Origin of the sequence: Streptomyces taklimakanensis, from assembly GCF_009709575.1 — a bacterium.
Taxonomy (GTDB): Bacteria; Actinomycetota; Actinomycetes; order Streptomycetales; family Streptomycetaceae; genus Streptomyces; species Streptomyces taklimakanensis.
The window spans coordinates 3,080,671-3,105,490 of record NZ_WIXO01000001.1; the positions used below are offsets into that span (position 1 = coordinate 3,080,671).

Below are 24,820 nucleotides of genomic sequence, written 5' to 3' on the forward strand. Positions count from 1 at the left end.
CTGTCCCCACGCCGCACCGCACGGCGCGGCGTGGGGAGGCTTGCCCGAGCGGCCTAAGGGAACGGTCTTGAAAACCGTCGTGGTGGCGACACCACCGTGGGTTCAAATCCCACAGCCTCCGCCGAGGTGAACGAACCAGCAGCTCAGAAGGGGCGCCCCTCACCGGGAGGCGCCCCTTCGGCGTTCGCCCTGTCTGACCCCGGGCCGCCGGTATCCCGCCGTTGACCAGCGCGTGTGGGCCATCCATGGGCCAGGATCCCGGTCACGCGCCGCCGCTCAGCCCCTTCTCGATGAGCTGGTTGGCGAGCGACTGCTGACCGCGCAGGATCTTGGCGTAGAAGCGGAACAGGACGGTGAGACTGTGGCCCGCCCGTCGGGCCACCTCCACCGGGTCCACACCGGAGTTGATCCACAGTGAGACTCCGGCGTGCCGGAGGGAGTAGGGGACGTCCGCGAGCGGGGTCGCGGCCTCGGCCTTCGACAGCGCCTTCTCGCGGGCGGCGTCCCAGAGTTCGCAGTACTCGGTGGACCGGACGCGGCCGCCCTTGGCCGCGCGGAAGAGCCGGCCGTCCTCCGTCGTGCCGTACGCCTCGATGTGCTCGCGCAGCATCGCCGTGAGGACGGGCGGGATCGGCACGGGCCGGGTGGACCGGCGCGCCCGGCGCTTGAGCCCGCGCTGTTCGTAGGACTCGCCGTCGTCGGTCCACCCCGAGCCGACCTCCGGCCGGCTGCCCGCGAGGATCAGCTCTCCCCAGCCTTCCTCGGGCAGCCGACAGTCCGCGGCCCGCAGTGCGGCGATCTCGGACGGTCGCATGGCCGCGTAGTACAGGCAGCCGAAGAACGGGGCGAGGTGGGCGCCCCGCTCGCCCTGCTCCCGTACCGCGTCGATGGGCGCCGCCGCCTGCCGGGGGTTGGGCACGTAGCGGAAGTCGACTTCGTCGTCACGGGCCGGGGGAGTCCAGTCGACCCGGGTGAGCGGGTTGGTGGAGAGAACGCCCCTCTCCACCGCGTAGCGCAGGGCGTTGCTGAGCACCATGCGCTTGTTGTCGGCGGCCGGTGTCCCGTCCAGCTTCCGCGAGAGGGCGTCCAGGGCCGCCCGCATCCGCTCCGGCCGGGCCGCCTCGGTCACCTTGAGCGAGTGCTTCTCGACCCACACGAGGGCGGCCCGCACGTCCGCCGGGAGTTCCGTCGTGTCCGCGAGGGAGGCGAGAGTGCCGTCGCTCCCCGGCGCCGCGCGGAACGCCCAGGCGTAGAGCGACCTGCGGAGCACATCCGGTTTCGGCGCCCCTCGCGTCGTCGATGTAGTGGGGGCGCACGGTGATGAACCCGCCCGCCGTTGAGGGTGTAGAGGCCGTGCCGGGCCGTTGCGCGGACGGGGCCACCTTCGTGCGCTCGTGCGTGGCGGCCCTCTTCACCGCGCGGCCGGAGCGGACCCACAGCGGTATGGGCCGGGCCGGCGGCGCGTCCGGCGCGACCGTGAGGGTGGTCACGGTGGCCGTGTCGGCGGCCGGTTCGGTGTTCTTGTGCAGGTGAACGATGTTGTCACCCATGAGGGGATGCTCCTGTCGCAGCAGGAAGGAAGCAGTTGAGGAGAGGGCGCCAGGGATGGCCGGGGTCGGCGCACATGAGACGGTGCCGTGGCCGGCGGGCAGACATGAGGACCACGTGCATCCCGCGTACTGCCTGGTCACCCTGGTGATGCACACTGCTGGGGCAGCTCGGCGAGTAGAGAACGGAGAACCGTGTGGGAGTTCGCAGGTGGTGGCGCAGTCGCAAAGCGAGCGCCCAGATCGAGCGAATCGTCGATGCGGTGAACTCCGGGCACGCTCTGGTCGCCGATGCCACCGCTTACGAGGCATCCGGAGTCCGCCAGGGGGTTGCGGGTGTATTGGAGGTCTACGACGACCACGTGCACTTCACAGCGAACTCGGAACTCACGGCCGCGGACGGCGGCTGGCGAACCTCTCGATCCCAGATCGCCGGAGTGCGCGACGGTGACGAGCCGGGCGAGCTGGTGATCGCCTTCCGCACCCCGGGACCTTTCCAGACCATCGTGGTGACACCTTTCATGCACTCAGACAAGTGGCGCACATTGGCCGCTGGTTGAGAGGGCAAAGCCGCGGAACGCTCTACCGGTCGTCGCCCGTACCAGCCGGTTTTGCCTAGCGGCCGGGCGCGGCGCAGAGCGATCCGATGGTCGTCACCAGCCGGAAAACTTTTTGACCGCCTTGGCGCGGGCGGCCTCGGTGATGAGCCGCTACCGCTCGCCGTGCAGCGCGGTCAGCTCCGAGTTCAGCCGCATTCCGGCCGAGCTGCTGTCCATGCGCTCCTCGGCGCGGTCGGCGCTGCGGCCCCGGGCGACCTTGTAGGCGCCACCGGCCAGGGCGCGGGCCATCGCCCGGCGCTCGTGGCCGTTCAGCGGCCACCACTCACCCCGGCGGCCCGCTTCCAGCTTCTTCGTGGTCGCCTGAATCACGCGGTCCAGACGACGGATGTCGGCGTTGCCCATGATCAGGCACTCCTCGGGGAGTCGGCGGGGTCGGGGTAGGCGCAGGGCACGCGCATGCCGAGCGAGGGCGGGATGACGTAGCCCGCATCGGTTCGGCACTGCGGGCAGGTGCGGTGGGCGGCGTTCGCCGCTGCGAGCCCGCCCACCGGCCCGGGGTCATCGGCCGCACCGGCTTGGCCAGGTCGACGCGGTAGAGGTGGGCGACCAGCGGCCCCCGGCGGCGGCGCGGCCGTTCGAGCTGCGCGGCCACGCCCTGACCGCCGGGCCGCAGACCGCGCGCCCGCAGTTGGCGGCGGGTGGCGTAACCGTCGGGGGCCAGGCGCCACCGGAACACCGGTAGTGCGCCCATCAGGCGACGCGCTTCCAGGCGACCCGCAGGCGGACCTCGGAGGCGGAGTGGCCGGCCGCGCGGAAGCGGGTGGCCATCTCCCGGTAGGACAGGGGCGGGGTCTGGCTGTGCCGGATCTGGTGGACCAGCGCGTCCAGCGCCTCGTCCGTGAGCGCCGGAGCGGCCGTCTCCAGTGCCGGAACCGGTTCGGTCGGTCCCCACATGGGAAGCTCCCAGCGGGCCGTGTCGCCGGGTGTGACGCGGCCCGTCACGCTGGTCAGCGCCCGGCCGGTCTCCTCACCCTGCCGGGCCGTCTCCAGCATCGACCATGCCCCGGCAAGGGTCTGCGCCGTCTTCGCCTGGACGCGGGCACCGGCCGCCGTCACGGCCGTCAACCGCACCTCGACGTGAGGAGGAGTCGGCCGCTGTGACGAACAACACACACCATAGTCCGGTTTGTGCGTACAACCGTTGAAACACCTCCTGAGTCACACAAGTGTTCACACGGCCGCGCCGCACTGCTCTTCCGAGGGCGTCCGGCCGCTACCTGTTGGTGCCGTCCGTGGCACTTGGACCCAGAAGAGGTCTTCATGAAGCTTCGCCATGCTGTGGCGACCGCTGTCGTATCGGCCGTCGTCGCGCCCGCCGCGCTGCTTGTCGCGCCCGTGGCCCACGCGACCCAGGGGACGCCGGAGCCGAGCGTCTCCACGAACGTTCCGGCCGAAACCCCCGTCGAGACTCCGGACGCGGAGGTCGTCACCGAGACTCCGGCCGAAGGGATCGAGGAGGGGACGGAGGAGCCGGTCGAGGAGACGGGGGAGCCGACGGAGGAGTCCGCCGAGGATGAGGGGGAGCAGGACGGGAGTACCCCGTCGCCGATGCCCTCCACCCCGGCCGCCTCGCCCTCCCCCTCCGACGAGCCGTCCCCGGGCGAGGGACCGGTGGAGTGCAGCGACGAGGGCGAGGAACTCCTCGTCGACGAGGACCTGCGCACCAGCCTGTCCGGACTGCCCTCCAAGGTCGTCGCGGGCAGCGGCTTCCACACCTTCAAGCTGAACGTCGCCAACAACTCGGACACCGACTACCGGCGCGTCGACTTCGGGGTCTTCACCGCGCAGATCGACGAGGCGAGCTGGGAGGTGACCACCGGTCACCTGACGTTGCAGTACCGGGACCCGGCCACCGGCGCCTGGCGGAACATCTCCCTCGACGAGAACGACGAGGGTGCCGGTTACGTCGGCTACAGCGACGTCAAGGCCCACACCTCCTACAGCGTCGACCTGCGCCTGAGCGTGGACGCCTCCGCCCCGGTCGGACTGGGCTTCGCCGTCAGCGTCGGCCTGTACGCCAACGACGCGGGCGAGTGCGTCTACGCCGGCGACGACAGCTACTACGAGTTCGAGGTCCTCAAGGCCGGAGCCGAGCCCGGCGAGGTCCCCGGCGCCAAGCCGCAGGGCGGGGCCAAGAAGCCGGTCCCCTCCGTCAAGCCCGTGGGCGACACCGAGATCGATCTCCAGGGCTCCCTGGCCGAGACCGGTTCGTCCTCCGCGCTGCCGACGATCGCCCTGATCGGCGGTGTGACCATGGCGGTCGGCGCCGGAGCGATCTTCCTCGTCCGTCGCCGCAGGACGGACGGTGCCCAGGCCGCCGTCTGACGGCGCCGGCCGTGACGCGTCAGGGGCCGCACCCGCGCCGGGTTGCGGCCCCTTCCTCCTTCCCGCCGTCAGTCCTCGTCGGGGAGGTGGACCTCGGCCGTGTCGGGGCGGTGGTCGGGCAGGGAGGAGTGGGCTCCGGCCTCCCGGTGCAGGCGCAGGAACTCCAGGTGCCGCTCGTACTGGTCGAGGATGTCGGCGATGAGCTGGTCGCGGTGGTAGCCCATCACGTCGTAGCCCTGGCTGCCCTCCGACAGGTGCACCTCGAAGCGGATGTAGCTGTCCTGCCGGGTGACCGAGCGGGTGGCGAAGGCCGGGGTGGGCGCCTCGATCGGCCACACCCGGTACAGGAACTCCTCCCCCTGCCCGATCGGCACCCGCAGCTCCAGGTGGGGGATGCCGATCTCCTCGTCCATCTCCTCGGTGACGGCCGCCTCCACGTTCTGGGCCCGCAGTTCCTCGGCGACCTCCCGGAACGCCGGGCGGCACACCTCGTCGACGAACCGGATGCCGGCCCGCCTGCCCGGGAAGCTCATGGCGCGGGCGAGTCGTTGGCGCCAGTTGGGTTCGGGGAGGTGGCCGCGGTGGGCGGTCCGGCCGGACAGGGAGGACGGCAGGGTGGTGGCCAGCGCGTCCTCGCGGAAGCGTTCGACCCGTAGGGCCCGGTACAGGCCGCCCATCACCAGGAACATCACGAACGAGAACGGCAGGCCCATGATGATGGTGGCGTTGGTCAGCGCGTCCACACCGCCGACGATGAGCATGGCCAGGGTGAGCAGGCCGGTCGTCAGCGCCCAGAAGATGCGCAGCCACGGGGCCGAGTCGACGGTCGGGGTGGGCAGGTGGGAGCTGAGGTTGCCGATCACCAGAGCGCCGGAGTCGGCGGAGGTGACGTAGAGCAGCAGCCCGACGAAGGTGGCCAGTACGGCGCTGAAGACGACGCCGGGGTACTGGTCGAGCAGCCCGTAGAAGCCCTGCTCGGGGGCGCTCACGGCGGTCTGGCCGAAATCGTCGTCACCCTGGCGGATCTTGCCCAACGCGCTGTTGCCGAAGACGGAGAGGAAGGTCAGCGTGAACAGGAACGGGATGACGAGGACCGCCGAGACGAACTGTCGGATGGTGCGGCCGCGTGAGATCCGGGCGAGGAACAGTCCGACGAAGGGCGCCCACGCGATCCACCAGGCCCAGAAGAACAGCGTCCAGGAGTTGAGCCACTCGGTGGGACGGGGCCGGTCGTAGGCGAAGGTGTTCAGCGTCATCGAGGGGAAGCGGCTGATGTAGTCGCCGACGTTGAGCACCAGGGCGTTGAGGAGCCGGATCGGGTCGTCGGCGATCAGCACGTACAGCATCAGGACGATGGCGAGCAGGACGTTGAGCTGCGACAGTCGCCGGATGCCGCGGTCCACGCCCGCCACGGCGGAGACCGTGGCCATGATCACCGAGACGATGACCAGGCCGGTCTGGGCGGCGACGCCCTCGGGCACGCCGAAGAGGAAGTTCAGGCCGTAGTTGAGCTGGACGACGCCGATGCCGAGCGAGACGGAGATCCCGAAGACCGTCCCGATGACGGCCGCGAGGTCGACGGTGTCGCCGATCCTGCCGTGGATGCGCCGACCGATGAGGGGGTAGAGCGCGGAGCGGATGGCCAGGGGGAGGCTGTAGCGGAAGGAGAAGTAGCCGAGCACCATGCCCATCAGGGCGTACATGGCCCAACCGGTGATGCCGTAGTGGAACAGTGTCCACACCACGGCCTGGCGGGCGGCCTCCAGGGTCTCCGGATCGCCTTCGGGGGGCGTCAGGTAGTGACTGACCGGGCCGGCGACGGAGAAGAACATCAGGTCGACGCCGATGCCCGCGGCGAAGAGCATCGCGCCCCAGGCGAAGATCCCGTAGTCGGGGGTGGAGTGCCGGGGGCCGAGCTTGACGGTGCCGTACCGGGACGCCGCCACGTACACCACGAACACCAGGTAGAGGGTGGCGGCGAGGAAGTAGTACCAGCCGAAGCCGGTGGAGACCCAGTTCACCGCCGTGCCGATGGCGTTCTCGGCGCCGGTGGGGGTGATGATCGCCCAGATCGAGATCGCGAGGATCAGGACGGAGGAGCCGAAGAAGACGACGGGTTTGAGACGGCCCCCTCCGTCTCCTCCGTTCGCTTCCGGCTCCTGTGTCGAGGTTCTGGCGGTGCCGTCGGCCTCACCGGCACGGCTCCGGCCGTGTTCTCCGTCCGTCGCCACGTTCTCATCCTTCCTGCGCGCGGTGCCGGCGGTGCCGGTGGAATTCGACGGTGGCCGGTGGCAGGGGCGTTTCGCCCAGGATGAGGTCGGACGCCTTTTCGGCGAGCACCATCACCGGCGCGTGGATGTTGCCGTTGGTGAGGTAGGGCACCGCGGAGGCGTCCACCACCCGCAGTCCGTCGACACCGTGGACGCGCATGGACGTCGGGTCGGTGACGGACATCCCGCCGATGATGTGGTCGTAGCCCGCTTGGCCCATGCCGCTCCTCGGGTCCGCTTTGCGCCTCGCTCTTATGTGTGACTAATCTGACATTGATGCTATTTGCGGGCAATGGTTGATATTCATTTGGGTTATGGCGGAGGAGGCTGTCACGTCCAGTTTGTTCATCGGTGGCGCATGGACCTCCGCGTCCGACGGTGCCACGCGCGAGATCATCAACCCCTACGACCAGTCCGTGGTGCGCACCGTGGCCGAGGGCGGGCGTACGGACGCACAGGCCGCCGTCAGCGCGGCCAGGGAGGCGTTCGACGGCGGTGAGTGGCCCTCCTGGCGGGCGCGGCAACGCTCCGAACTGCTGCACCGGGTGGCCGAGTTCCTCCAACGGGACCGGGCGGAGATCGCCCGCCTGGAGACCCTGGACACCGGCAAGACCCTCACCGAGAGCGGCATCGACGTCGATGACGTGACCGAGGTGTTCCGCTACTACGCCAATCTGGCCGAGGCCGATTCCGGTCGGCTGGTGGACGCGGGGGACCCACGCGTGCGCAGCCGCGTCGTCTACGAGCCCGTCGGCGTGTGCGCGATGATCGCGCCCTGGAACTATCCCCTCCTCCAGGTGTCGTGGAAGGTGGCCCCGGCGCTGGCCGCCGGGAACACCATGGTGATCAAACCCAGCGAGATCACTCCGCTGACGACGATCAAGATGGTGGAGCTGCTCCAGGAGGCAGGGGCGCCGGCGGGCGTGGTCAACCTGGTGCTCGGGTCGGGCGGAACGGTCGGCGCGGCCCTGGTGGAGAGCCCCCAGGTGGATCTGGTCTCCTTCACCGGCGGACTGGAGACGGGCCGTACGATCATGCGCTCGGCGGCCGACACGGTGAAGAGGATCGCCCTGGAGCTGGGCGGCAAGAACCCCAACATCGTCTTCGCCGACGCCGAGTTCGAGGCCGCGATCGACTACGCCCTGACCGCCGTCTTCTTCCACGCCGGCCAGGTGTGCTCCGCCGGCACCCGCCTCGTCGTCGAGGACTCCCTGCACGACCGGTTCGTCGACGCGCTGGTGGAGCGCGCCGAGCGGATCCGGCTCGGCAACGGGATGGACGAGCACACCGAGAGCGGCCCGCTGGTCTCCGCGGAGCACCGCGACAAGGTCGAGTCCTACGTGGAACTCGGTCTCCGGGAGGGCGCGAGGCTGGTCGCGGGCGGCAAGCGGCCGGACGACCCCGAACTGGGCGACGGCTTCTTCTACCGGCCGACGGTCTTCGTCGACTGCACGCGGGACATGCGGATCGTCCAGGAGGAGACGTTCGGTCCCATCCTGACGGTGGAGCGCTTCACCGAGGAGGAGGAGGCGATCGAGCTGGGCAACCACACCGACTACGGGCTCGCCGGGGCGGTGTGGACGCGGGACGCCGGGCGGGCCGAGCGGGTGGCGCGCCGGCTGCGGCACGGCACGGTGTGGATCAACGACTTCGGACCGTACCTGCCGCAGGCCGAGTGGGGCGGCTTCAAGCGCTCCGGCATCGGTCGGGAACTCGGGTACGACGGCCTCGCGGAGTACCGGCAGGCCAAGCACATCTACGAGAACACCGCCCCGGAGCCGCAGCGCTGGTTCGCGCGCTGAGCTGGCACCGAGCGGGCACCGAGCGGACACGGCGGCGCGGAACCCGACCTCCGGCCCGGGTGCGGGGGAGCGCGTGGCGCGTCGTGTGCGCCCTCGACGGCGCGCCGGGGCCTTTGGGACCGGCGCGTGTGCCGTGCGTCCGGGGCGCGGCCGGGGAGCGCGGGGTGCGGATTCCGGCCCCCGCCCTGCTGCGGACGGGTGGGAGGGGGGTATGTGGTTGCGTGAGGGGTTTATCGACACATCGTCATGCGTGCGAGCGAATGAGGACCCGGGAGGGATTCGCCGGGTTTCCGGCGGGCAGCCTTGCTGCGCGACGTCGTTGGACCGGAAGCACACACGCTCCACAGGAGGACAGAACATGGCAGCTACCCGCACCGTTCGCCCCGGCGCGACGGTGCGTCCGCTTCACGGGCTCCGGTGAGCCGACGGGCGCCGCCGGGCGGGGAACCGGCGGACGCCCGATGGGAGAAGGGATGGGACGGCGCGGCCGCACTCGGGGCGGCCGCGCCGTCGTGTGCGGGGGACACCGGGCGGAGGTGCCCGGGGACGTGCTTCCCCGGGAGAACCCCCATTCCGGATTGGGGGTGGCCGGGGGTCCTCCTCCGTCTGGGGGAGGTGCGGAAGTCGCCGCCCGTCCGACCTGAGGGGGATCCGGCTCGGCACCTGGGGCCGATTACCCGGGAGCCCGCGGCTCCTAGCGTTGAGCCATGACCACGGATGGGACCACCGAGGGAGCCGGCGCGACCGTGACGCCGCCGACGTTCACCTCGTACGTGCAGGCGCGCGGGCCCGTGCTGCTGCGTGCGGCGCGCTCGCTGACCGCCAATCCGAGCGACGCCGAGGACCTGCTCCAGACCGCCCTGACCAAGACCTACCTGGCCTGGGACCGGATCGAGGACCGGCGGGCGCTCGACGGCTACGTGCGCCGCGCCCTGGTCAACACGCGCACCTCGCAGTGGCGCAAGCGTCGGGTGGACGAGTACTCCTGCGACGAACTGCCCGAACCCGAACCCCTGCCCGGCCCCGACCCCGCCGAACTGCAGGCGGTGCGCGACGCGGTGTGGCGGGCGGTCCTCGCGCTCCCGGAGCGGCAGCGCGCGATGGTCGTCCTGCGGTACTACGAGGATCTGAGCGAGGTCCAGACGGCCGCGGTCCTCGGCGTCTCGGTCGGCACCGTCAAGAGCGCGGTGTCACGTGCGCTGGCCAAGCTCCGGGAGGATCCGCGGCTCGCCGCGGACGTGCTGGGCGAGAGGGCCGGGAGGGACCGGACGGAGGGGGCGACCGAGGCCGACCGGCGGGACGTGGCCGTGGGGCCGCCCGGTCGCACCGGCCGCACCGGCCGCACCGGTCGTACCGGGCGGGCCGTGGGCGCGGTCGGCCCGCGGCGCGCGCCGGGGGGCGTCGGACTGGACGCGGTGGCCGCCTGACGGTTCGGCCCGCGTCCCACCCACCGCGCCCACCGCGCCCACGCCCCATACCCACACCCGCGCCCGAGCCCGCCCCGCCGTGCCGCCGCTCCTCGCGGACGCTCCCGAGCGAGCTCGCGACGGATGGGGAAAGACGGCCACATACCGGTGTCCGAGCTAGTGACATACCGACCGGTCGGTGGCAGGCTGCCGAGGAACGACCACGCGTTGCCCACGCGTAGCGCCGCATACCTCGGGAGGCCCCGGTGCTGAGCACGATGCAGGACGTACCGCTGACCGTCTCGCGCATTCTGCGACACGGAAGCACGGTGCACGGAAGGTCGCGGGTCACGACCTGGACGGGCGAGGGCGAACCGCACCGGCGCACGTTCGCGGAGATCGGCGACCGCTCGGCGCAGCTCGCCCACGCCCTGCGCGACGAACTCGGGGTGGCCCCGGGCGACCGGGTGGCGACCCTGATGTGGAACAACGCCGAACACGTCGAGGCCTACTTCGCCATCCCGGCCATGGGCTCGGTCCTGCACACCCTCAACCTTCGGCTCCCCGCCGAGCAACTGGTGTGGATCGTGGGCCACGCGGCCGACCGTGTCGTCCTGGTCAACGGCTCGCTGCTGCCGCTGCTCGCCCCGCTGCTGCCGAAGCTGGAGCCCGTCGAGCACGTCGTGGTCGTCGGCCCCGGCGACACCTCCCTGCTGGAGGGCTGCCGCCCGACCGTCCACGAGTACGAGGCCCTGATCGAGGGCCGGCCGACCTCCTACGACTGGCCGGAGCTGGACGAGCGCGAGGCCGCCGCCATGTGCTACACCTCCGGCACCACCGGCGACCCCAAGGGCGTCGTCTACTCCCACCGCTCCATCTACCTGCACTCGATGCAGGTCAACATGGGCGAGTCGATGGGGCTGACCGACGCCGACACCACCCTCCCCGTGGTGCCGATGTTCCACGTCAACGCCTGGGGCCTGCCGCACGCCGTCTTCATGACCGGCGTCAACCTGCTGATGCCGGACCGCTTCCTCCAGCCCGCCCCGCTCGCCGAGATGATCGAGGCCGAGCGTCCCACGCACTCCGCCGCCGTCCCCACCATCTGGCAGGGGCTGCTGGCCGAACTGGCGGCCAAGCCGCGCGACATCTCCTGCCTGAAGAACGTCACCATCGGCGGCTCGGCCTGCCCGCCCTCCCTGATGGAGACGTTCGGCGAGAAGTACGGCGTGACCGTCACCCACGCCTGGGGCATGACCGAGACCTCCCCGTTGGGCACCGTCGCCCACCCGCCGGGCGGACTCACCGAGGAGGAGGCATGGCCGTACCGCGTCAGCCAGGGCCGCTTCCCCGCCTCCGTCGAGGCCCGGCTGATCGGCCCGGACGGGACGGAGATGCCCTGGGACGGTGAGTCGGCGGGGGAGCTGGAGGTCCGCGGCCCCTGGATCGCGGGGGCGTACTACGGGGGCGCGGACGCCGATCCCCTGCGCCCCGAGGACAAGTTCAGCCCGGACGGCTGGCTGCGCACCGGCGACGTCGGCGTGATCACCCCCGACGGCTACCTGACGCTGACCGACCGCGCCAAGGACGTCATCAAGTCCGGCGGCGAGTGGATCTCGTCGGTGGAACTGGAGAACCACCTCATGGGGCACCCGGCGGTCGCCGAGGCCGCGGTCGTGGCCGTCCCGGACGAGAAGTGGGGCGAACGGCCGCTGGCGACGGTCGTGCTCAAGGAGGACGCCGGCGAGGTCGGGTACGAGGAACTGCGGGACTTCCTGGCGGAGAAGGTCGCCCGCTGGCAGCTTCCCGAGCGCTGGGCGCTGATCCCGGCCGTGCCGAAGACGAGCGTCGGCAAGTTCGACAAGAAGGTGATCCGGGCGCGGTACGCCCAGGGCGAGCTGGACGTCACCCGGCTCTGATCCCCGGGGACCTGACCCCGGCTCCGATCCCGACTCCGACTCCGGGGCACGCGCCCGGGAGCCGACAGGGGGCTCCGGCACCGGAGTTCGGGCCCGGCCCCGGTGGCAGCGGGCACGGGCGAGGTCCCCGCCGTGGTTCAACGCTGTCCATGACCAGAACCGCGGCGGGGACCTTCGCGTCCCACCGTATGTCCCGGCCGTCGGACGGCACCGACCGGGGTGCCCCGGCCTCCGGTCAGGTGGCCCCGATCTTCGCCAGCAGGTCCACGATCCGCGACTGCACCTCCGTGCTGGTGGACCGCTCCGCGAGGAAGAGAACCAGCTCGCCGGCGGCCAGTCGCGGCAACTCGGCCGGATCGATGTCGGCCGAGGTGTAGACGACGAACGGCGTGCGGTTGAGCATGCCGTTCACTCGCAGCCAGTCGATGATTCCGGCGCGCCGGCGACGGACCTGCATCAGGTCCATCACCACCAGGTTCGGCCTCACCTCCGAAGCGACCTGCACCGCCTCCGCGTCCGAGGGCGCGTGCGCGGCCTGCATCCCTCGGCGCTCCAACGTCGCCGCCATGGCCTCGGCGACGGCGGTCTGTTCCTCCACCAGCAGCACCCGCGGCGGGTGCTGCTCGCTGTCGCGCGGGGCCAGGGCCTTGAGGAGGACGGCCGGGTCGGCACCGTACGCGGCCTCCCGCGTCGCGATCCCCAACCCGGCCGTCACCAGGACCGGGACCTCGGCGGCGACGGCCGCCTGACGCAGCGACTGGAGGGCGGTGCGAGTGATGGGGCCGGTCAGCGGATCCACGAAGAGGGCCGCCGGGTACGCCGCGATCTGGGCGTCCACCTCCTCGCGGGAGTGGACGATGACGGGACGGTAACCGCGGTCGGTCAGGGCCTGTTGGGTGGCGACGTCCGGTTCGGGCCACACCAACAGCCGCCGGGGGTTGTCCAGCGGCTCGGGCGGCAACTCGTCGTCGGGCACCGGGACGGACCGGCCGTGACCGGAGCCGGTGACCTCGACGGCGCCACCGGGGCCGTCCAGCGGTTCCGGCCCCTCGGCTCCCGCCGCGGGCGCGCCGATGGCGAACTCCCGCCCGCCGGACGTCGCGGTCGAGCCGCCCGGCGGCGTCGGCGCGGGTGGGAACGACTGGTGCCGGGACGGCTGTTGGTGCTGCTGGGGCCGGGACGGTTGCGGCTGGACGTGCGGAGGCGCCTCGCCGGCCGCCGCGGCGGTGGCGCGGTCGCCCCCCTCGGGCGGGGCGGCGAGTTTGCGGCGACGGCCGTGGCCGGGGCTCGGCGCGGGTCCGTGTGACGGCGCGGGGGGCGGCGCTGGGGGCGGTGTGGGGGACACCGGAGACGCGGGGGGCGACTGGGCGGCGGCCTGTTGGGGCGCGGCCTGTTGGGGCGCGTGCCGGCCCGGGTGCTGTTCGCCCGACTGACGGGCGAAGGGAACGCCCTGCCCCAGGGTGCGCACGCTGACGCCGGAGGTCTGCTCGGCGGAGTCCTCGCCACCGGGCATCGGCAGGGCACGCGGACGGGGCGGAGCCGCCGGGGGCACCGACCCGCCCAGGATGGGGCTGGCGGCCACCACGGTCAGGTCGGCCTGCGAAGGGTGCTCGGTGGCGTCGACCCGGCCGTGCTCGGCGGACCGGGCGCTCGCCTCGGCTCCGGTGGTGTTCTCCGTAGTGTTCGCCGCGGTGTTCTCCGCTGGATTCCCCGCCGGGGTCGCTGCCGGGTTCTCCGGGACGTTCCCGGCGGTGGTCAGGGTGCCGTTCGGAGCGATGGGGGTCGGAGCGGGAGCCTCCAGTTCCGGCGTGGTGGCGGACCGCCGGCGGGAGGGCTCCCGGGTGGCCCGGGGCGCCTGGTCGTCCTGCACCGGTGCCTCCTCGGCCGGGGGCACGCGGCGGCGCCGGCCGGTCGGCCGGTCGTCCTGCGGGACTCCGGCGGGAACCGGTGGCCGAGGCGCCGGGAACGGGACGCCGTTCCGCCCGGGAGGCGCCGCGCCGCCCTGCTCCGGGAGCGCGGCGTGGGACGGCTGCTCCGGTGCCGGTGCCGGTGCCGGTGCCGGTGCCGGCGCGGGCGCGGGCGTCCGGGGCGGGGTCGGGCCGGGTGGCAGCGCGAACGCCACCCGCTCCTGCTCCGGAGCGGCCCCGGCGGTCGGGTTCGTCGGGGGTGTCGGGGGTGTCGGGGTTCCGGCACCGGGGGTCTCCGGGGAGGCGGCCCGCCGGGCACGTCGTCCGGTGCCCTGCCGGGGCAGGTGCGGCACAGCGTGCTCACCGCTGTCCGCGCGCTCCTCGACCGGGGCCAGCGCACGACGGGCGCGGCGGCGTCCGGTGCCGGACGGCACGGAGGTCTCCCCCGTGCCGTCCTCCGATGCCGTGGCGGGCGGCCCGGCCGGGGTGCCCGCGGAGGAACCGGCGGGCAGGGCGATCGCACCGCCGGGGTGCGCACCGGCCTCCGCCGGGTCCGCGTCGGCCGCTGCGGGCGCCTCCCCACCGTCCGTGGGGGTGCCGTCCGCGGGGGTGCCCCCGTCGGTCCCGGCGGCCGGGGTGCCCTGTGCCGGGGTGTCGGCGTCCCGGGAGGAGGATCGGGCCGCGACCTTCGGGTCCGGCGATCCCACCGGAACCTCCAGGACGTAGGCGCTGCCGCCTCCCGCCCCCGGCATCCGGTGGGTCTGCAGCACGCCGCCGTGCCGCTCCACGATCCCGCGCACCAACGGCTCGTGCACCGGGCTGCCGCCGCCGTACGGTCCGCGCACCTCGATGCGCACGACCTCCCCGCGCTGGGCCGCCGCGACCACGATCGTCGAGTCGCCGGAGGCCGGGCCCTGCGCGCTGCCGGTGGCGTCCACCCCGGCGACGTCCGCCACCAGGTGCGCCAGCGCCTGTGCCAGCCGCGCCGGATCGACCTCCACCGCGATCGGTGGGGCGTGCACCGCGAACTGCGCGCGGCCCGGCCCGATCAGCTCCACCGCGCCCTCGACACCGGTCGAGATCACCGCGTCCAGCGAGACCGACTCGCGCGCGAGCCTCTGGTTGCCCGCGTCCAGGCGCTGGTAGTCCAGGACGTTGTCGACGAGCGTGGTCATCCGCGTGTAACCCGCGGCCAGGTGGTGCAGGATCTGGTTCGCCTCCGGCCACAGTTGTCCGGCCGGATCCGAGGCCAACCCGGCCAGTTCGCCGCGCAACTGCTCCAGCGGCCCGCGCAGTCCGTTCTCCAGGAGGGACGACAACTGGCGGTGGCGGGCGGCGAGCGCGTCGTACGCGGTGCGGTCGGTGAAGGCGAGCACCGCGCCGACGAGCTGGTCGCCGTCGCGCACCGGAGCGGTCGTCATGTCGACCGGCACCGCGCGCCCGCTCTTGGTCCACAGCACCTGACCGCGCACCCGGTGCTTGCGCCCGGAGCGCAGGGTGTCGGCGAGCGGCGTCTCCTCGTACGGCAGCGGGCTGCCGTCGGGGCGGGAGTGGTGGACCAGCGGGTGCAGCGCCTGCCCGCCCAGTTCGCCGGCCCGGTAGCCGAGGATCTGCGCGGCGGACGGGTTGACCAGGACGACCCGACCCTCGGTGTCCACGCCCACCACGCCCTCGGCGGCGGCGCGCAGGATCATCTCGGTCTGACGCTGCTGCCGGACCAGTTCGGCCTCGGTGTCCACGGTGCCGGTGAGATCGCGGACGACGAGCATGAGCAACTCGTCGCCGGTGTAGTTGTTCCCGTGGTCGGCGAAGGCGGCCTCGAAGGACGACTCGTAGGGTGTGCGGCCGTCCTCCAGGTTGGCGCTGGTCACCTCGACGACGAACGGGGTGCCGTCGGTGCGCCGCGCCACCATCCGCTTCGGCTTGGTGCGGGGCTGCGGGACGTCGTCGGGCCGGCGCATCGAGCCGGGGATGAGCTTGGAGTCGAAGTCCGGGAGGAGGTCGAGCAGTCCACGCCCGACCAGTGCCGTGCCCGGTGCCTCGAAGACCTCCAACGCGATGCTGTTGGCGTTGACGACCGTGCCGTTGCAGTTCACCAGAAGCAACGCGTCCGGCAGGGCGTCGAGTATCGCTGCGAGGCGAGCAGCGCCTCGGGATGGCCTGCTGCTCACGACGACGCATCCTCCCTGCCGACCAGCTGGTGCCCCGCGACAGCACCGGGAACGCGATCGGTGTGCCGTTCTCGTGTGCGTGTCACCGGAAGCGAGTCTACGGGCAGTGGTAGCGGATGCGACGGCGGATGCGTGGGGAGGGTGGGGAGAACGTGAACCTTCCGCCGTCACGGGGTATGAGGTGCGTCACGTCCGGGTGTCGCGCCCCCCTGTACCGTCCCCGTGCCGAGCCTCCCTCACGCCGGGGTCCCGGCCTCCCCGGTCTCGGTGGCCGCCCCGTCGGCGCGCCCGGACGTTTCCCCGGGGCGGGGGAGGGCGGGGACGAGGGCGTCCCAGCGGGCGATCTCGCACCCGTCCGTCCGCTCGAACCGGGCGTCCACCCGTGTGCCGCGCCACACCCCGGTGACACGAGCGGTGGCCGGGCCGCCGTGGATCTGGGCGCACACCGACCCTTCGGGGACGGGCCGCCAGGGATCGAGTCGGCCCTGGTCGGCCCGGTCGATGGCGGCGCAGGAGGCGAGGGGATCGGGATGGCTTCCCCCGGCGGGCCGACAGTCGAGGGTGTACGTGCGGTGGGCCGGCGAGGTGTCGCCCACGGTGGCGCCGTTGCCGTTGCCGTTGCCGTTGCCGCTGCCGTCGCCGGAGATGGTGATGGTGAGCCGGTCCTGTTGGGCGGGCGGCACGATCGGGTACGGCCAGGGGCGGGCGGTGGCCGGTGCGGTGAGCGCGGTGAGCGCGACGGCTCCGGCGAGGAGGGCGACGGTGTGGCGGGACGTGCGGGACGTGCGGGACGTACGGGACATGGTGCGGCTCTTTCGGAAGGTGTTCGTGGTGGGTCGGTTCCGCGTGCCCGCGGTCCGTTTCCCCTCTCCCCTCTCCAACGCGCCGCGTCGCGCGCCGTCGCGCACCTCCACCCGCCCGCCCCACGCCATGCCGCCACCAGCGGTAAAGCCCTTTGCCCGGGGGCCCGCCGGCCGGGTAACGTAGGTGGCGATTGGAGACAGCCCCCCGGCTGTGCCATCATCAGCACACACGCGTCGCGCTGAAGCGTTGTGTGGGGAGGCTTCGCCTAGTCTGGTCTATGGCGCCGCACTGCTAATGCGGTTTGGGCCTTAAAGCCCATCGAGGGTTCAAATCCCTCAGCCTCCGCTCGATCTCCGAGATCGTGGAAGCCCCGGCCCGAGTGGTCGGGGCTTCAGTCGTTCCGGGCGGCGGTGGCCGGGGTCGGCCGAGGAGTCGCCGGCGGGTCCGGCGCGGTGCCGATCAGGGGATCGCCGCAGGTCACCGGGGGTGGAGCAAGCGGATTTCACCTCTGGGCGCCGGTCATGTAATGTTGTTCCCGCAACGCCGACCGGCCGGAAAAAGCCGGGAAGCCAAGCGCTCGTAGCTTAACGGATAGAGCATCTGACTACGGATCAGAAGGTTGCAGGTTCGAATCCTGCCGAGCGCGCAGCAGATGAGAGCCCCTGTCGAGAGATCGACAGGGGCTCTTTCGTGTGCGGTGACGGCAGTGGTTGACGGCAACCGCCGGGCGGGAGTCGGCGCACAGGACGCGGTGATCACGTTCGCCGGACGTCCTGAGGTCGAAGCGCCGGGAGTCCGTACGGGGACGAGGATCGTCCACCGCTACGAGTACTGGCGGCACCGCGCCCTGCGCCAGACGATCGCCGTCGCATCGATCACGCCCGCGTACCTGGTCGCCTGATGCCGGAGCCGAAGCCCGAGGAGCCCGCCTCGCGCACCAGCAGCGAGGACCGGGGGTGGTGTCAGGGCTGGTCGGTGGCTGGAGCGAAGGATCGAGCAGACGTGCGGTTTCCCCGGGTCGCAACCGGGCTTTCCTGCCGGATGGCGGGTTGACCGCCGGGCGGCAGCGGTTCCGCGGGGAGCTACGGCTCAAATCAGCCGGGAGGTTCGCTCGGGGTGAGGCGAGCTCGCCGATCGCCGAAGGGCGGAAGACCTGTGGCGGCCCACACGTCCGCCACACTCCCAAGGACGTGGCCCCGACGCGTTTCTGATCAGTGGCACATCTGTGCGGCTGTGTTTTCACCGGTGCACCACATCGCGAATCATGCGGCGAAATGCGGAAGCATAATATCACTAATTTTCACTCCCTATGAATGCCGATATTTTTCGTTGTACAACGGTGATGGCTCAGCCGCCCAAAAGGGCGGCTTTCAAGGAGGTCACCGTGAAGACATCCAGGCGAGCATTCACCACCGGCCTGTCCGCCCTCGCGCTGAGCGCGACGATGCTGGCCGTCGGATCGGCCGCACCCGCGAGCGCCGCCCCGCTCAACGCCAAGCTGGAGGCGCACCACAGCGGCAAGTGTCTGGACGTCGCCGAAGCGAGCCAGGCCGACGGCGCGTTCGTCCAGCAGTGGCACTGCTACACCACCGCCAACCAGAACTGGACCCTCACCTCTTTGGACAACGGCTACTACAAGGTGAGCGCCGACCACAGCGGCAAGTGTCTGGACGTCGCGGAAGCGAGCCAGGCCGACGGCGCGTTCGTCCAGCAGTGGCACTGCTACGACACTCCCAACCAGGAGTGGAAGCTCGTCCAGCGCCCCAACGGCTACTTCACGCTGGTCGCCCGGCACAGCGGCAAGTGCCTGGAGGTCACGGGAGGCAACATCTACGACGGCGCCGGCGTCGTCCAGCAGACGTGCGAGGCCGACCGGCCGTACCAGGAGTGGCGCCTGCTGTGAGCCGCCGACCGTGACCACGAGCCGCGCGATGCCCACGCCATCCCCGCCACGGTCCCGCGTGGGCATCGCGCGGCATCGACGGCCACCACCGGCTAGGCCGGACACGGAACATCCCTTTCCGCGGAACCACGGCCCGGACGACGCCGTGACGCCGGCCCCGGTGTTGCCCGCCGGTCCTCCGTCGACGGTGCCGGCTTGCACGAAGACGGTGGAGCCACCGAAATTCTTCGTCGTCCAGTGATTCGTGAATTTCTCCCGTCCTCGCGGTGGGAACTTCCACCGCCGCACGGCCTCAGGAGGCGTGCTCCCGCGTGTTTTCGACAGCTTCTGCGGGGGCCAATCGGGCAATGAGTTCGGGGGTCAGGGTGCTCCGTTCGTGAAGGTGGCGGACAACTTCGCAGGTTCGTGATCGGCAATGGGAAAAGGAGCCACCCCTATCGGTCGACTCCTCGCCCGGTCCGTACGGGGTCGCGGGCTCCGCGATCCGGAAATCGGGTGCGTGCGAATCTCCGGGCGTGTCAGGCTCCGCCGATGGACCGTGAACAGATCTCCAGGCGTGCTCATGCGGATCATCCGATCGCAGCCCCGCTCGACGACGACTCGGTGCGTCGACTGCTGGAAAGTGGTCTGTCACGCGGTGACGAGCGCGTACTCGACCTCGGCTGCGGTGGCGGGGAGTGGCTCCTGCGAGCCCTGACCATGCGTCCGCAACTGCGGGCCGAGGGCGTCGACATCTCCGGGAGCTCGCTGGCGCACGCGCGTCGGGCCGCGCGGCGGCTCGGCGTGGAGGACCGCCTGGTCCTCCATCAGCGGGACGCTGCGCGTTTTGCCGCCTCCCACGCCTTCGACCTGGTGCTCTGTGTGGGAGCCACGCACGCTTTCGGTGGCCTGCTCCCCGCTCTCGCGGCGGCGCGCAAGCACCTGGCGCCCGGGGGGCGTGTTCTGGTCGGTGACGGATTTTGGGACCGCGCCCCCTCCCCCGAGGCTGTCGAGCTGCTCGGGGAGCTCACCGACCTGCCGACCACGCTGGACCGGGTCGTCGCGGACGGGTGGACGCCCGTCCAGGGGCATATCAGCACCCGTCGGGAACTCGACTCCTACGAGTGGGCCTGGACGGGGTCGCTGGCCTCCTGGGCCCTGGACCATCCCACCGATCCGGACAGCGCCCAGGCGCTCAAGGTGGCCACCACCCACCGCGACCAATGGCTGCGCGTCTACCGGGCCGTATTGGGCTTCGCCTGCTTCGTCCTGCGCCCGACGCGGGACTGACCTCGACGAGCCTTCCTCCGGAAGAGACGGCCGTCGTGGTCACTGCTGCCTTCGGTGTGGGCCGGCCGGTCGGGTTGTCGATCCTGTCGGCAGCTGGAAGACGCAACGTGTGTCACCGCGTCTTCCGGCTGCCGCGTTGTTCGGCCCCGGTGGCCCGGGAGCGGTAGGAGTCGGTGCCGGTCCGGATCAGCGCACGGCGGAAGGTGAGCCGGTCGACGACGGCCGCGCGGACCCGCCGCCCGGCCACGGGGCTGAGGGACGACCTGGTGGCCGGGGGAACGGACGGTTTCGGTGGGACGGCGGGATCGGAGAGGTGACAGGAGGCGGGTCTCTTGTACGGTGTATAGGAAGTGACCTTATACACCGTACAAGGAGGCTTCATGGCAGCCGCCACCGAGCACGCCGACACGTACCCGGGCGGCGGAGGCCACCCCCGACGGTGGGCGATCCTCGGAGTGATCTGCCTGACGCAACTGACCGTCCTGCTGGACAACACGATCCTCAATGTCGCGATCCCCTCCCTCACTCGGGGGTTGGACGCCTCCACGGCCGATGTGCAGTGGATGGTCAACGCCTACGCCCTGGTGCAGTCGGGACTGCTGTTGACGGCGGGGAACGCCGCCGACCGCTACGGGCGTCGGAGGATGCTCCTGCTCGGGATCGTCCTTTTCGGTCTGGGGTCGCTCGCCGCCGGACTCTCCGGCTCCTCCGGTGAACTGATCGCCGCCCGTGCGGGCATGGGGGTCGGGGGAGCGCTGTTGATGACGACCACCCTCGCCGTCGTCGTACAGGTCTTCGACGAGGCCGAGCGGCCGAAGGCCATCGGGATCTGGGGTGCGGTCAGTTCCCTGGGATTCGCCGGCGGACCGCTGGTCGGCGGGGTGCTGCTGGAGCACTTCTGGTGGGGTGCGATCTTCTTGGTGAACCTGCCGGTCGTGGCGCTCGCACTGGCCGCCGTCGTCCGACTGGTGCCGGAGTCCGGTGGTCGGGGCGGTGAACGGCTCGACGTGGTGGGCGCCCTGCTGTCCATCACGGGCATGACGGCCGTCGTCCATGCGATCATCTCCGGCCCGGAACACGGCTGGACGTCGGTACGGGTGTCGGTCGGTGGGGCTCTCGGGGTGTCGGTGGTGATCGTCTTCGTGTTGTGGGAGCGCCGCGTTCCCCACCCGATGCTGGACATGGGCTTCTTCCGCGACCGGCGGTTCGTCGGTGCCGTCCTGGGCGGCGTCCTGGTCGCCTTCGGGATGGCCGGCTCGTTGTTCCTGTTGACGCAGCACCTGCAGTTCGTGCTCGGATACGAGCCGCTGGAGGCGGGGTTGCGCACCGCGCCGACGGCGCTGACCGTCGTGGCGCTCAACCTCTCCGGGGTGGGCGCGCGACTGCTGGTCCGGTACGGCACACCGGTCACCATCGTGTGCGGCATGGCGCTGTTGTCGGCCGGCCTGGTGACCGTCGCCCTGCTCGGCGCGGATTCCTACGGGGGGATGCTGCCGGGCCTGGTGGTGATGGGGGCCGGGATCGCCCTGGCGATGCCCGCCATGGCCAACGCCATCATGTCCGCGATTCCGCCGGAGAGAGCGGGGGTGGGCGCCGGCGTCAACGGCACGCTCGCGGAGTTCGGCAACGGACTGGGCGTCGCCGTCCTGGGCGCGGTCCTCAACGCGCGGTTCACCGCGCTGCTGCCGGCCGTCGTGGCAGGGGCCGGATCGCTGCCGGAGGCGCTGGCCGGCGTCCGCACCGGAGCCGAGCGGGCCGCCGCCCGGGAGGCGTTCGCGGACGGGATCGCCGCCGGTCAGCTCGTCGGCGCGGTGGCCGTGTTCGTCGGTGGTGTGCTCACGGCCGCGCTGCTCCGACGGGCGGAGCGGGCGGGAAGCGCGGGCGAGGTCGTGGGCGGGCAGACCCCGGGGAGCGGGGAGCCCACCGGGCGGAAGGACGGGCATACGGGCGCCGCATAGCATCGGGGGTGACGGGCGTGATCCTCGACGGGAGCCGTTCGCCCGTCCCCCCGAACCACCGAAGGAGAGCCCGCCATGGCATCCGGCAGCCGCACCGGTCGTCCCCCTCGGACCAGCGTGTGGCTGGACGACCGGCTCGCGCCCAAGCGGAGGTCGAACGCCGAGCAACCCTCCGGGCTGGACCGGGAGAGGATCACCGCGGCCGCCGTGCGGCTGCTGGACGCCGAGGGGCTGGAGAAGTTCTCCATGCGACGCCTCGCGGCCGAACTGGGCGTCACCGCGATGTCCGTCTACTGGTATGTGGACACCAAGGACGATCTGCTGGAGCTGGCCCTGGATTCCGTGTTCGGGGAGATCGACCTCCCCGTCGACTCCCCGGACGCCGACTGGCGCGACCAGGTGCGGCGCCTGGCCGACGAGTACCGGGGGCTGATGGTGGGCCACCCCTGGGTGTCCTCGGTGCTCGGCCGGTACCTCAACATCGGCCCTCGGGCCATGGAGTTCGCGGACGCGGCCCGGCGCGTCGTCGAGCGTGCCGGACTGCCGGCGCCGCGGATCACGGGGGCGCTCTCGGCGCTGTTCCAGTTCGTGTACGGCTTCGGCACCATCGAGGCCAACTGGAACAGTCGTTGCCGTGAGGCCGGGCTGGGGTCCGACGAGTTCTTCCACCGGGTGTTCGGCAAGGTGCGGGGGCGCGCCGAGTACGCCACCTCGTTGGAGCTGATGGAACAGCGGGGCGGCGACACGGTGGACGAGATGCGGCAGCGGGACTTCGACATCGCGCTGGAGTGCCTCATCGCCGGTATCGAGACGATGAGGGAGCGGGGGACGGGCGAGGCGGACGCCGCGCCGGACGATCCGTCGGACGGTGCTTCCTGAGCCGACGGTGGTGCTCCGCTGGGCGGAAACCGTTCCTCCGGAGCGGCGTTCTGTCGTACCGCGATGTTTCCCGTGAAACATTCGCCCTCTCGGGGTGGTCCGAGGTAGTGGTGTGCGAACGACGGAGACGGCCCCGGCGGAGGAGTCCACCGGGGCCGTCGTGCGACGCGGTCGCAGGCCGGGGAGCCGCAGGGCGGGGAGCCGCAGGGCGGGGAGGAGTCAGGACGAGGTCGTCCGTGGGACGTCCGCGTTCTCCGACGAGGCGTCCAGCGCCGTGCGCAGCGGCACCTCCCGGACGAACAGCACCAACAGCAGCGCCACCACCGCGACCGGAGCGGCGTAGAGGTAGATGTCGGCGACACCGTGACCGTACGCGCTCTCCACGACCGTGCGGATCGGGCCGGGGAGCGCCTCCAGATCGGGGATGGCACTGCCGTTGCCGCCGGTCGCGCCCTCGGAGGGGACGCCCAGCCTCGTCATGCCGTCCGAGACGTAGTCGGTGATGCGCTGGGCGAGCACCGCGCCGAGGACCGAGACGCCGACCGCACCGCCGAGCGAGCGGAAGAAGGTGAGCACGGAGCTGGCCGCGCCCAACTCGGAGAGGGCCACCTGGTTCTGGGAGGCCAGGACGAGGTTCTGCATCATCATGCCGATGCCCGTGCCCAACAGCGCCATGAAGACGGCGACGTGCCAGTACGGGGTGTCGTGGCGCATGGTCCCCAGCAGCCCGAGACCGGCGGAGAGCAGGACGCCGCCCGAGACCAGCCACACCTTCCAGCGGCCGGTGCGGGTGATGACCAGACCGGAGACGGTGGAGGAGACGAAGAGTCCGCCGATCATCGGGATCGTCAACACGCCGGACATGGTCGGCGACTCGCCGCGGGCGAGCTGGAAGTACTGGCTGAGGAAGACGGTCGCGCCGAACATCGCGATGCCGACGAAGAGCGAGGCGAACGAGGTGAGCGTGATGGTGCGGTTGCGGAAGAGGCCGAGCGGGATGATCGGCTCGGCGGCGCGCGACTCGACGAGGACGAAGATCAGGGCGAGGACGATCGAAGTGCCGACCATCGTGTACGTCTGCCAGGAGAGCCAGTCGTAGCTGTCCCCGGCCAGCGTGACCCATATCAGCAACAGGGAGACGGAGGCGGTGATCAGGAAGGCGCCCGGCCAGTCGACCTTCACGCCCTCGCGCTTCACCACCGGCAGGTGCAGCGTCTTCTGGAGCACGACCAGGGCGAGGACGGCGAACGGTACGCCCACGTAGAAGCACCAGCGCCAGCCGAGCCAGGAGGTGTCGGTGATCACACCGCCGAGCAGCGGACCACCCACCGTGGCGACGGCGAAGGTGGCGCCCAGGTAGCCGCTGTACCGGCCGCGCTCGCGCGGGGGGATCATCGCGGCGATGATGATCTGGGAGAGGGCGGCCAGACCGCCCGCGCCCAGGCCCTGTACGGCTCGGAAGGCGATCAGCGTGCCGGTGTCCTGCGCCAGTCCGGCTCCGGCGGAGGCCAGAACGAAGGTCACCAGCGCCAACTGCACCAGCAGCTTCTTGCTGAACAGATCGGCGAGCTTGCCCCACAGCGGGGTGGAGGCGGTCATGGTCAGCAGCGCCGCCGTCACCACCCAGGTGTAGGCGCTCTGGCCGCCGCCCAGGTCCGAGATGATCTGGGGCAGGGCGTTGGAGACGACGGTCGAGGACAGGATCGAGACGAACATGCCGAGCAGCAGCCCGGACAGCGCCTCCATGATCTGCCGGTGCGACATGATCGCCGATTCGGCACCCTGCTCGGCACGGGGGGCGTCGTCCCGCCGTGCCTTCGGTTGTATGGACGTGGCCATGCGCTCCTTGCCTTCTGTCTCTTTCCGGGTCGTCGAGTCGTGCCGGTGACCGGGCCCGGCCGTGCTGTGCCGGCCGCGCCCGACGGATCGGCGCGGCGGATCGGGCCGTACCGGTCGATCACGGGCGGGCCGTGTGCTCCGTGGTGCTCCGCGCGGCGGGCCGCGCGACGGGCGCGTGCCGGTGCCGGCGGTGTTCCGCCC

16 protein-coding genes, 3 tRNA genes and 5 pseudogenes are annotated in these 24,820 nt (G+C 71.7%); 13 read left to right on the forward strand and 11 right to left on the reverse strand.

The window, feature by feature from the left end:
• Positions 1-34 precede the first annotated feature (34 nt).
• A tRNA-Ser gene (locus tag F0L17_RS13420) sits at positions 35-121 on the forward strand.
• A gap of 141 nt (positions 122-262) precedes the next feature.
• On the opposite strand, the gene F0L17_RS13425 is transcribed toward F0L17_RS13420, so the two are convergent.
• Positions 263-1,270, reverse strand: coding sequence for a tyrosine-type recombinase/integrase (locus F0L17_RS13425; protein ID WP_202917871.1), 1,008 nt, complete (start codon positions 1,268-1,270; stop codon positions 263-265).
• Positions 1,271-1,323: 53 nt separating this feature from the next.
• Positions 1,324-1,550, reverse strand: a pseudogene (locus tag F0L17_RS27545) (ATP-binding protein); the annotation flags it as partial.
• Positions 1,551-1,744: 194 nt separating this feature from the next.
• Between F0L17_RS27545 and F0L17_RS13430 the strand changes: the two are divergent.
• Entirely contained in the window at positions 1,745-2,107 is a 363-nt protein-coding gene (locus tag F0L17_RS13430) for a hypothetical protein (RefSeq protein WP_155071261.1), read from the forward strand.
• Positions 2,108-2,257: 150 nt separating this feature from the next.
• Here F0L17_RS13430 and F0L17_RS13435 read toward each other — a convergent pair whose 3' ends face one another.
• The 3 genes and pseudogenes from F0L17_RS13435 to F0L17_RS13440 all read right to left on the reverse strand — a co-directional run.
• Positions 2,258-2,509, reverse strand: a complete 252-nt coding sequence (locus F0L17_RS13435) for a hypothetical protein (RefSeq protein ID WP_155071262.1) — start codon at positions 2,507-2,509, stop codon at positions 2,258-2,260.
• 2 nt (positions 2,510-2,511) lie between these two features.
• Positions 2,512-2,858: pseudogene (locus F0L17_RS27550) on the reverse strand (RRQRL motif-containing zinc-binding protein).
• Positions 2,858-3,241 (reverse strand): annotated as a pseudogene (locus F0L17_RS13440) (protein spdB); the annotation flags it as partial. The pseudogenes F0L17_RS27550 and F0L17_RS13440, both read right to left, overlap by 1 nt.
• 204 nt (positions 3,242-3,445) lie before the next feature.
• Here F0L17_RS13440 and F0L17_RS27555 point away from each other — a divergent pair.
• Entirely contained in the window at positions 3,446-4,492 is a 1,047-nt protein-coding gene (locus F0L17_RS27555) for an LAETG motif-containing sortase-dependent surface protein (RefSeq protein WP_338018076.1), read from the forward strand.
• 68 nt (positions 4,493-4,560) lie between these two features.
• On the opposite strand, the gene betT is transcribed toward F0L17_RS27555, so the two are convergent.
• Together betT and F0L17_RS13455 are read right to left on the reverse strand one after the other, a co-directional pair.
• Positions 4,561-6,723, reverse strand: coding sequence for a choline BCCT transporter BetT (gene betT, locus F0L17_RS13450; RefSeq protein ID WP_162466160.1), 2,163 nt, complete (start codon positions 6,721-6,723; stop codon positions 4,561-4,563).
• Positions 6,724-6,727: 4 nt separating this feature from the next.
• Positions 6,728-6,946 (reverse strand): annotated as a pseudogene (locus F0L17_RS13455) (GMC oxidoreductase); the annotation flags it as partial.
• A gap of 130 nt (positions 6,947-7,076) precedes the next feature.
• Between F0L17_RS13455 and F0L17_RS13460 the strand changes: the two are divergent.
• The 3 genes and pseudogenes from F0L17_RS13460 (at position 7,077) to F0L17_RS13470 (ending at position 11,889) form a co-directional block, all read left to right on the forward strand.
• Entirely contained in the window at positions 7,077-8,564 is a 1,488-nt protein-coding gene (locus F0L17_RS13460) for an aldehyde dehydrogenase family protein (protein ID WP_155071265.1), read from the forward strand.
• Positions 8,565-9,271: 707 nt separating this feature from the next.
• Positions 9,272-9,799, forward strand: a pseudogene (locus tag F0L17_RS13465) (SigE family RNA polymerase sigma factor); the annotation flags it as partial.
• A gap of 437 nt (positions 9,800-10,236) precedes the next feature.
• Positions 10,237-11,889 carry a long-chain-fatty-acid--CoA ligase gene (locus F0L17_RS13470; RefSeq protein WP_162466161.1) on the forward strand — a complete coding sequence of 551 codons (1,653 nt, stop codon included), beginning with the start codon at positions 10,237-10,239 and terminating at the stop codon, positions 11,887-11,889.
• A gap of 235 nt (positions 11,890-12,124) precedes the next feature.
• Here the strand turns inward: F0L17_RS13470 and F0L17_RS13475 are convergent, their stop codons facing one another.
• A complete protein-coding gene (locus F0L17_RS13475) occupies positions 12,125-15,967 on the reverse strand; it encodes a PAS domain-containing protein (protein ID WP_162466162.1) in 3,843 nt (1,280 codons plus the stop codon).
• Between the two features lie 236 nt (positions 15,968-16,203).
• Positions 16,204-16,770, reverse strand: a complete 567-nt coding sequence (locus F0L17_RS13480; RefSeq protein ID WP_155071266.1) for an SSI family serine proteinase inhibitor — start codon at positions 16,768-16,770, stop codon at positions 16,204-16,206.
• A gap of 255 nt (positions 16,771-17,025) precedes the next feature.
• Here F0L17_RS13480 and F0L17_RS13485 point away from each other — a divergent pair.
• The 5 genes from F0L17_RS13485 to F0L17_RS13505 all read left to right on the forward strand — a co-directional run bounded on the left by F0L17_RS13485 (position 17,026) and on the right by F0L17_RS13505 (position 19,943).
• Positions 17,026-17,116 (forward strand) — tRNA-Ser (locus F0L17_RS13485).
• 228 nt (positions 17,117-17,344) lie between these two features.
• Positions 17,345-17,417, forward strand: a tRNA-Arg gene (locus F0L17_RS13490).
• A gap of 60 nt (positions 17,418-17,477) precedes the next feature.
• A complete protein-coding gene (locus tag F0L17_RS13495; protein WP_155071267.1) occupies positions 17,478-17,672 on the forward strand; it encodes a hypothetical protein in 195 nt (64 codons plus the stop codon).
• A gap of 483 nt (positions 17,673-18,155) precedes the next feature.
• Entirely contained in the window at positions 18,156-18,674 is a 519-nt protein-coding gene (locus F0L17_RS13500; RefSeq protein WP_162466163.1) for an RICIN domain-containing protein, read from the forward strand.
• Positions 18,675-19,205: 531 nt separating this feature from the next.
• Complete coding sequence (locus tag F0L17_RS13505; RefSeq protein ID WP_155071269.1) at positions 19,206-19,943, forward strand: SAM-dependent methyltransferase; 738 nt, start codon at positions 19,206-19,208, stop codon at positions 19,941-19,943.
• A gap of 112 nt (positions 19,944-20,055) precedes the next feature.
• Here the strand turns inward: F0L17_RS13505 and F0L17_RS28060 are convergent, their stop codons facing one another.
• Positions 20,056-20,190: a hypothetical protein gene (locus F0L17_RS28060; RefSeq protein ID WP_274389093.1), complete on the reverse strand. Its 135-nt coding sequence runs from the start codon at positions 20,188-20,190 to the stop codon at positions 20,056-20,058.
• Positions 20,191-20,323: 133 nt separating this feature from the next.
• Here F0L17_RS28060 and F0L17_RS13515 point away from each other — a divergent pair, with 133 nt between their 5' ends.
• On the forward strand, positions 20,324-21,901 hold the full coding sequence (locus F0L17_RS13515) for an MFS transporter (protein ID WP_155071270.1): 1,578 nt from the start codon (positions 20,324-20,326) through the stop codon (positions 21,899-21,901).
• 75 nt (positions 21,902-21,976) lie between these two features.
• Positions 21,977-22,780 carry a TetR/AcrR family transcriptional regulator gene (locus F0L17_RS13520; protein ID WP_155071271.1) on the forward strand — a complete coding sequence of 268 codons (804 nt, stop codon included), beginning with the start codon at positions 21,977-21,979 and terminating at the stop codon, positions 22,778-22,780.
• Between the two features lie 219 nt (positions 22,781-22,999).
• Here the strand turns inward: F0L17_RS13520 and F0L17_RS13525 are convergent, their stop codons facing one another.
• The gene (locus F0L17_RS13525) at positions 23,000-24,544 is read right to left on the reverse strand and encodes an MDR family MFS transporter (RefSeq protein ID WP_238420565.1); all 1,545 of its coding nucleotides are present in this window, start codon (positions 24,542-24,544) and stop codon (positions 23,000-23,002) included.
• Between the last annotated feature and the right edge of the window lie 276 nt (positions 24,545-24,820).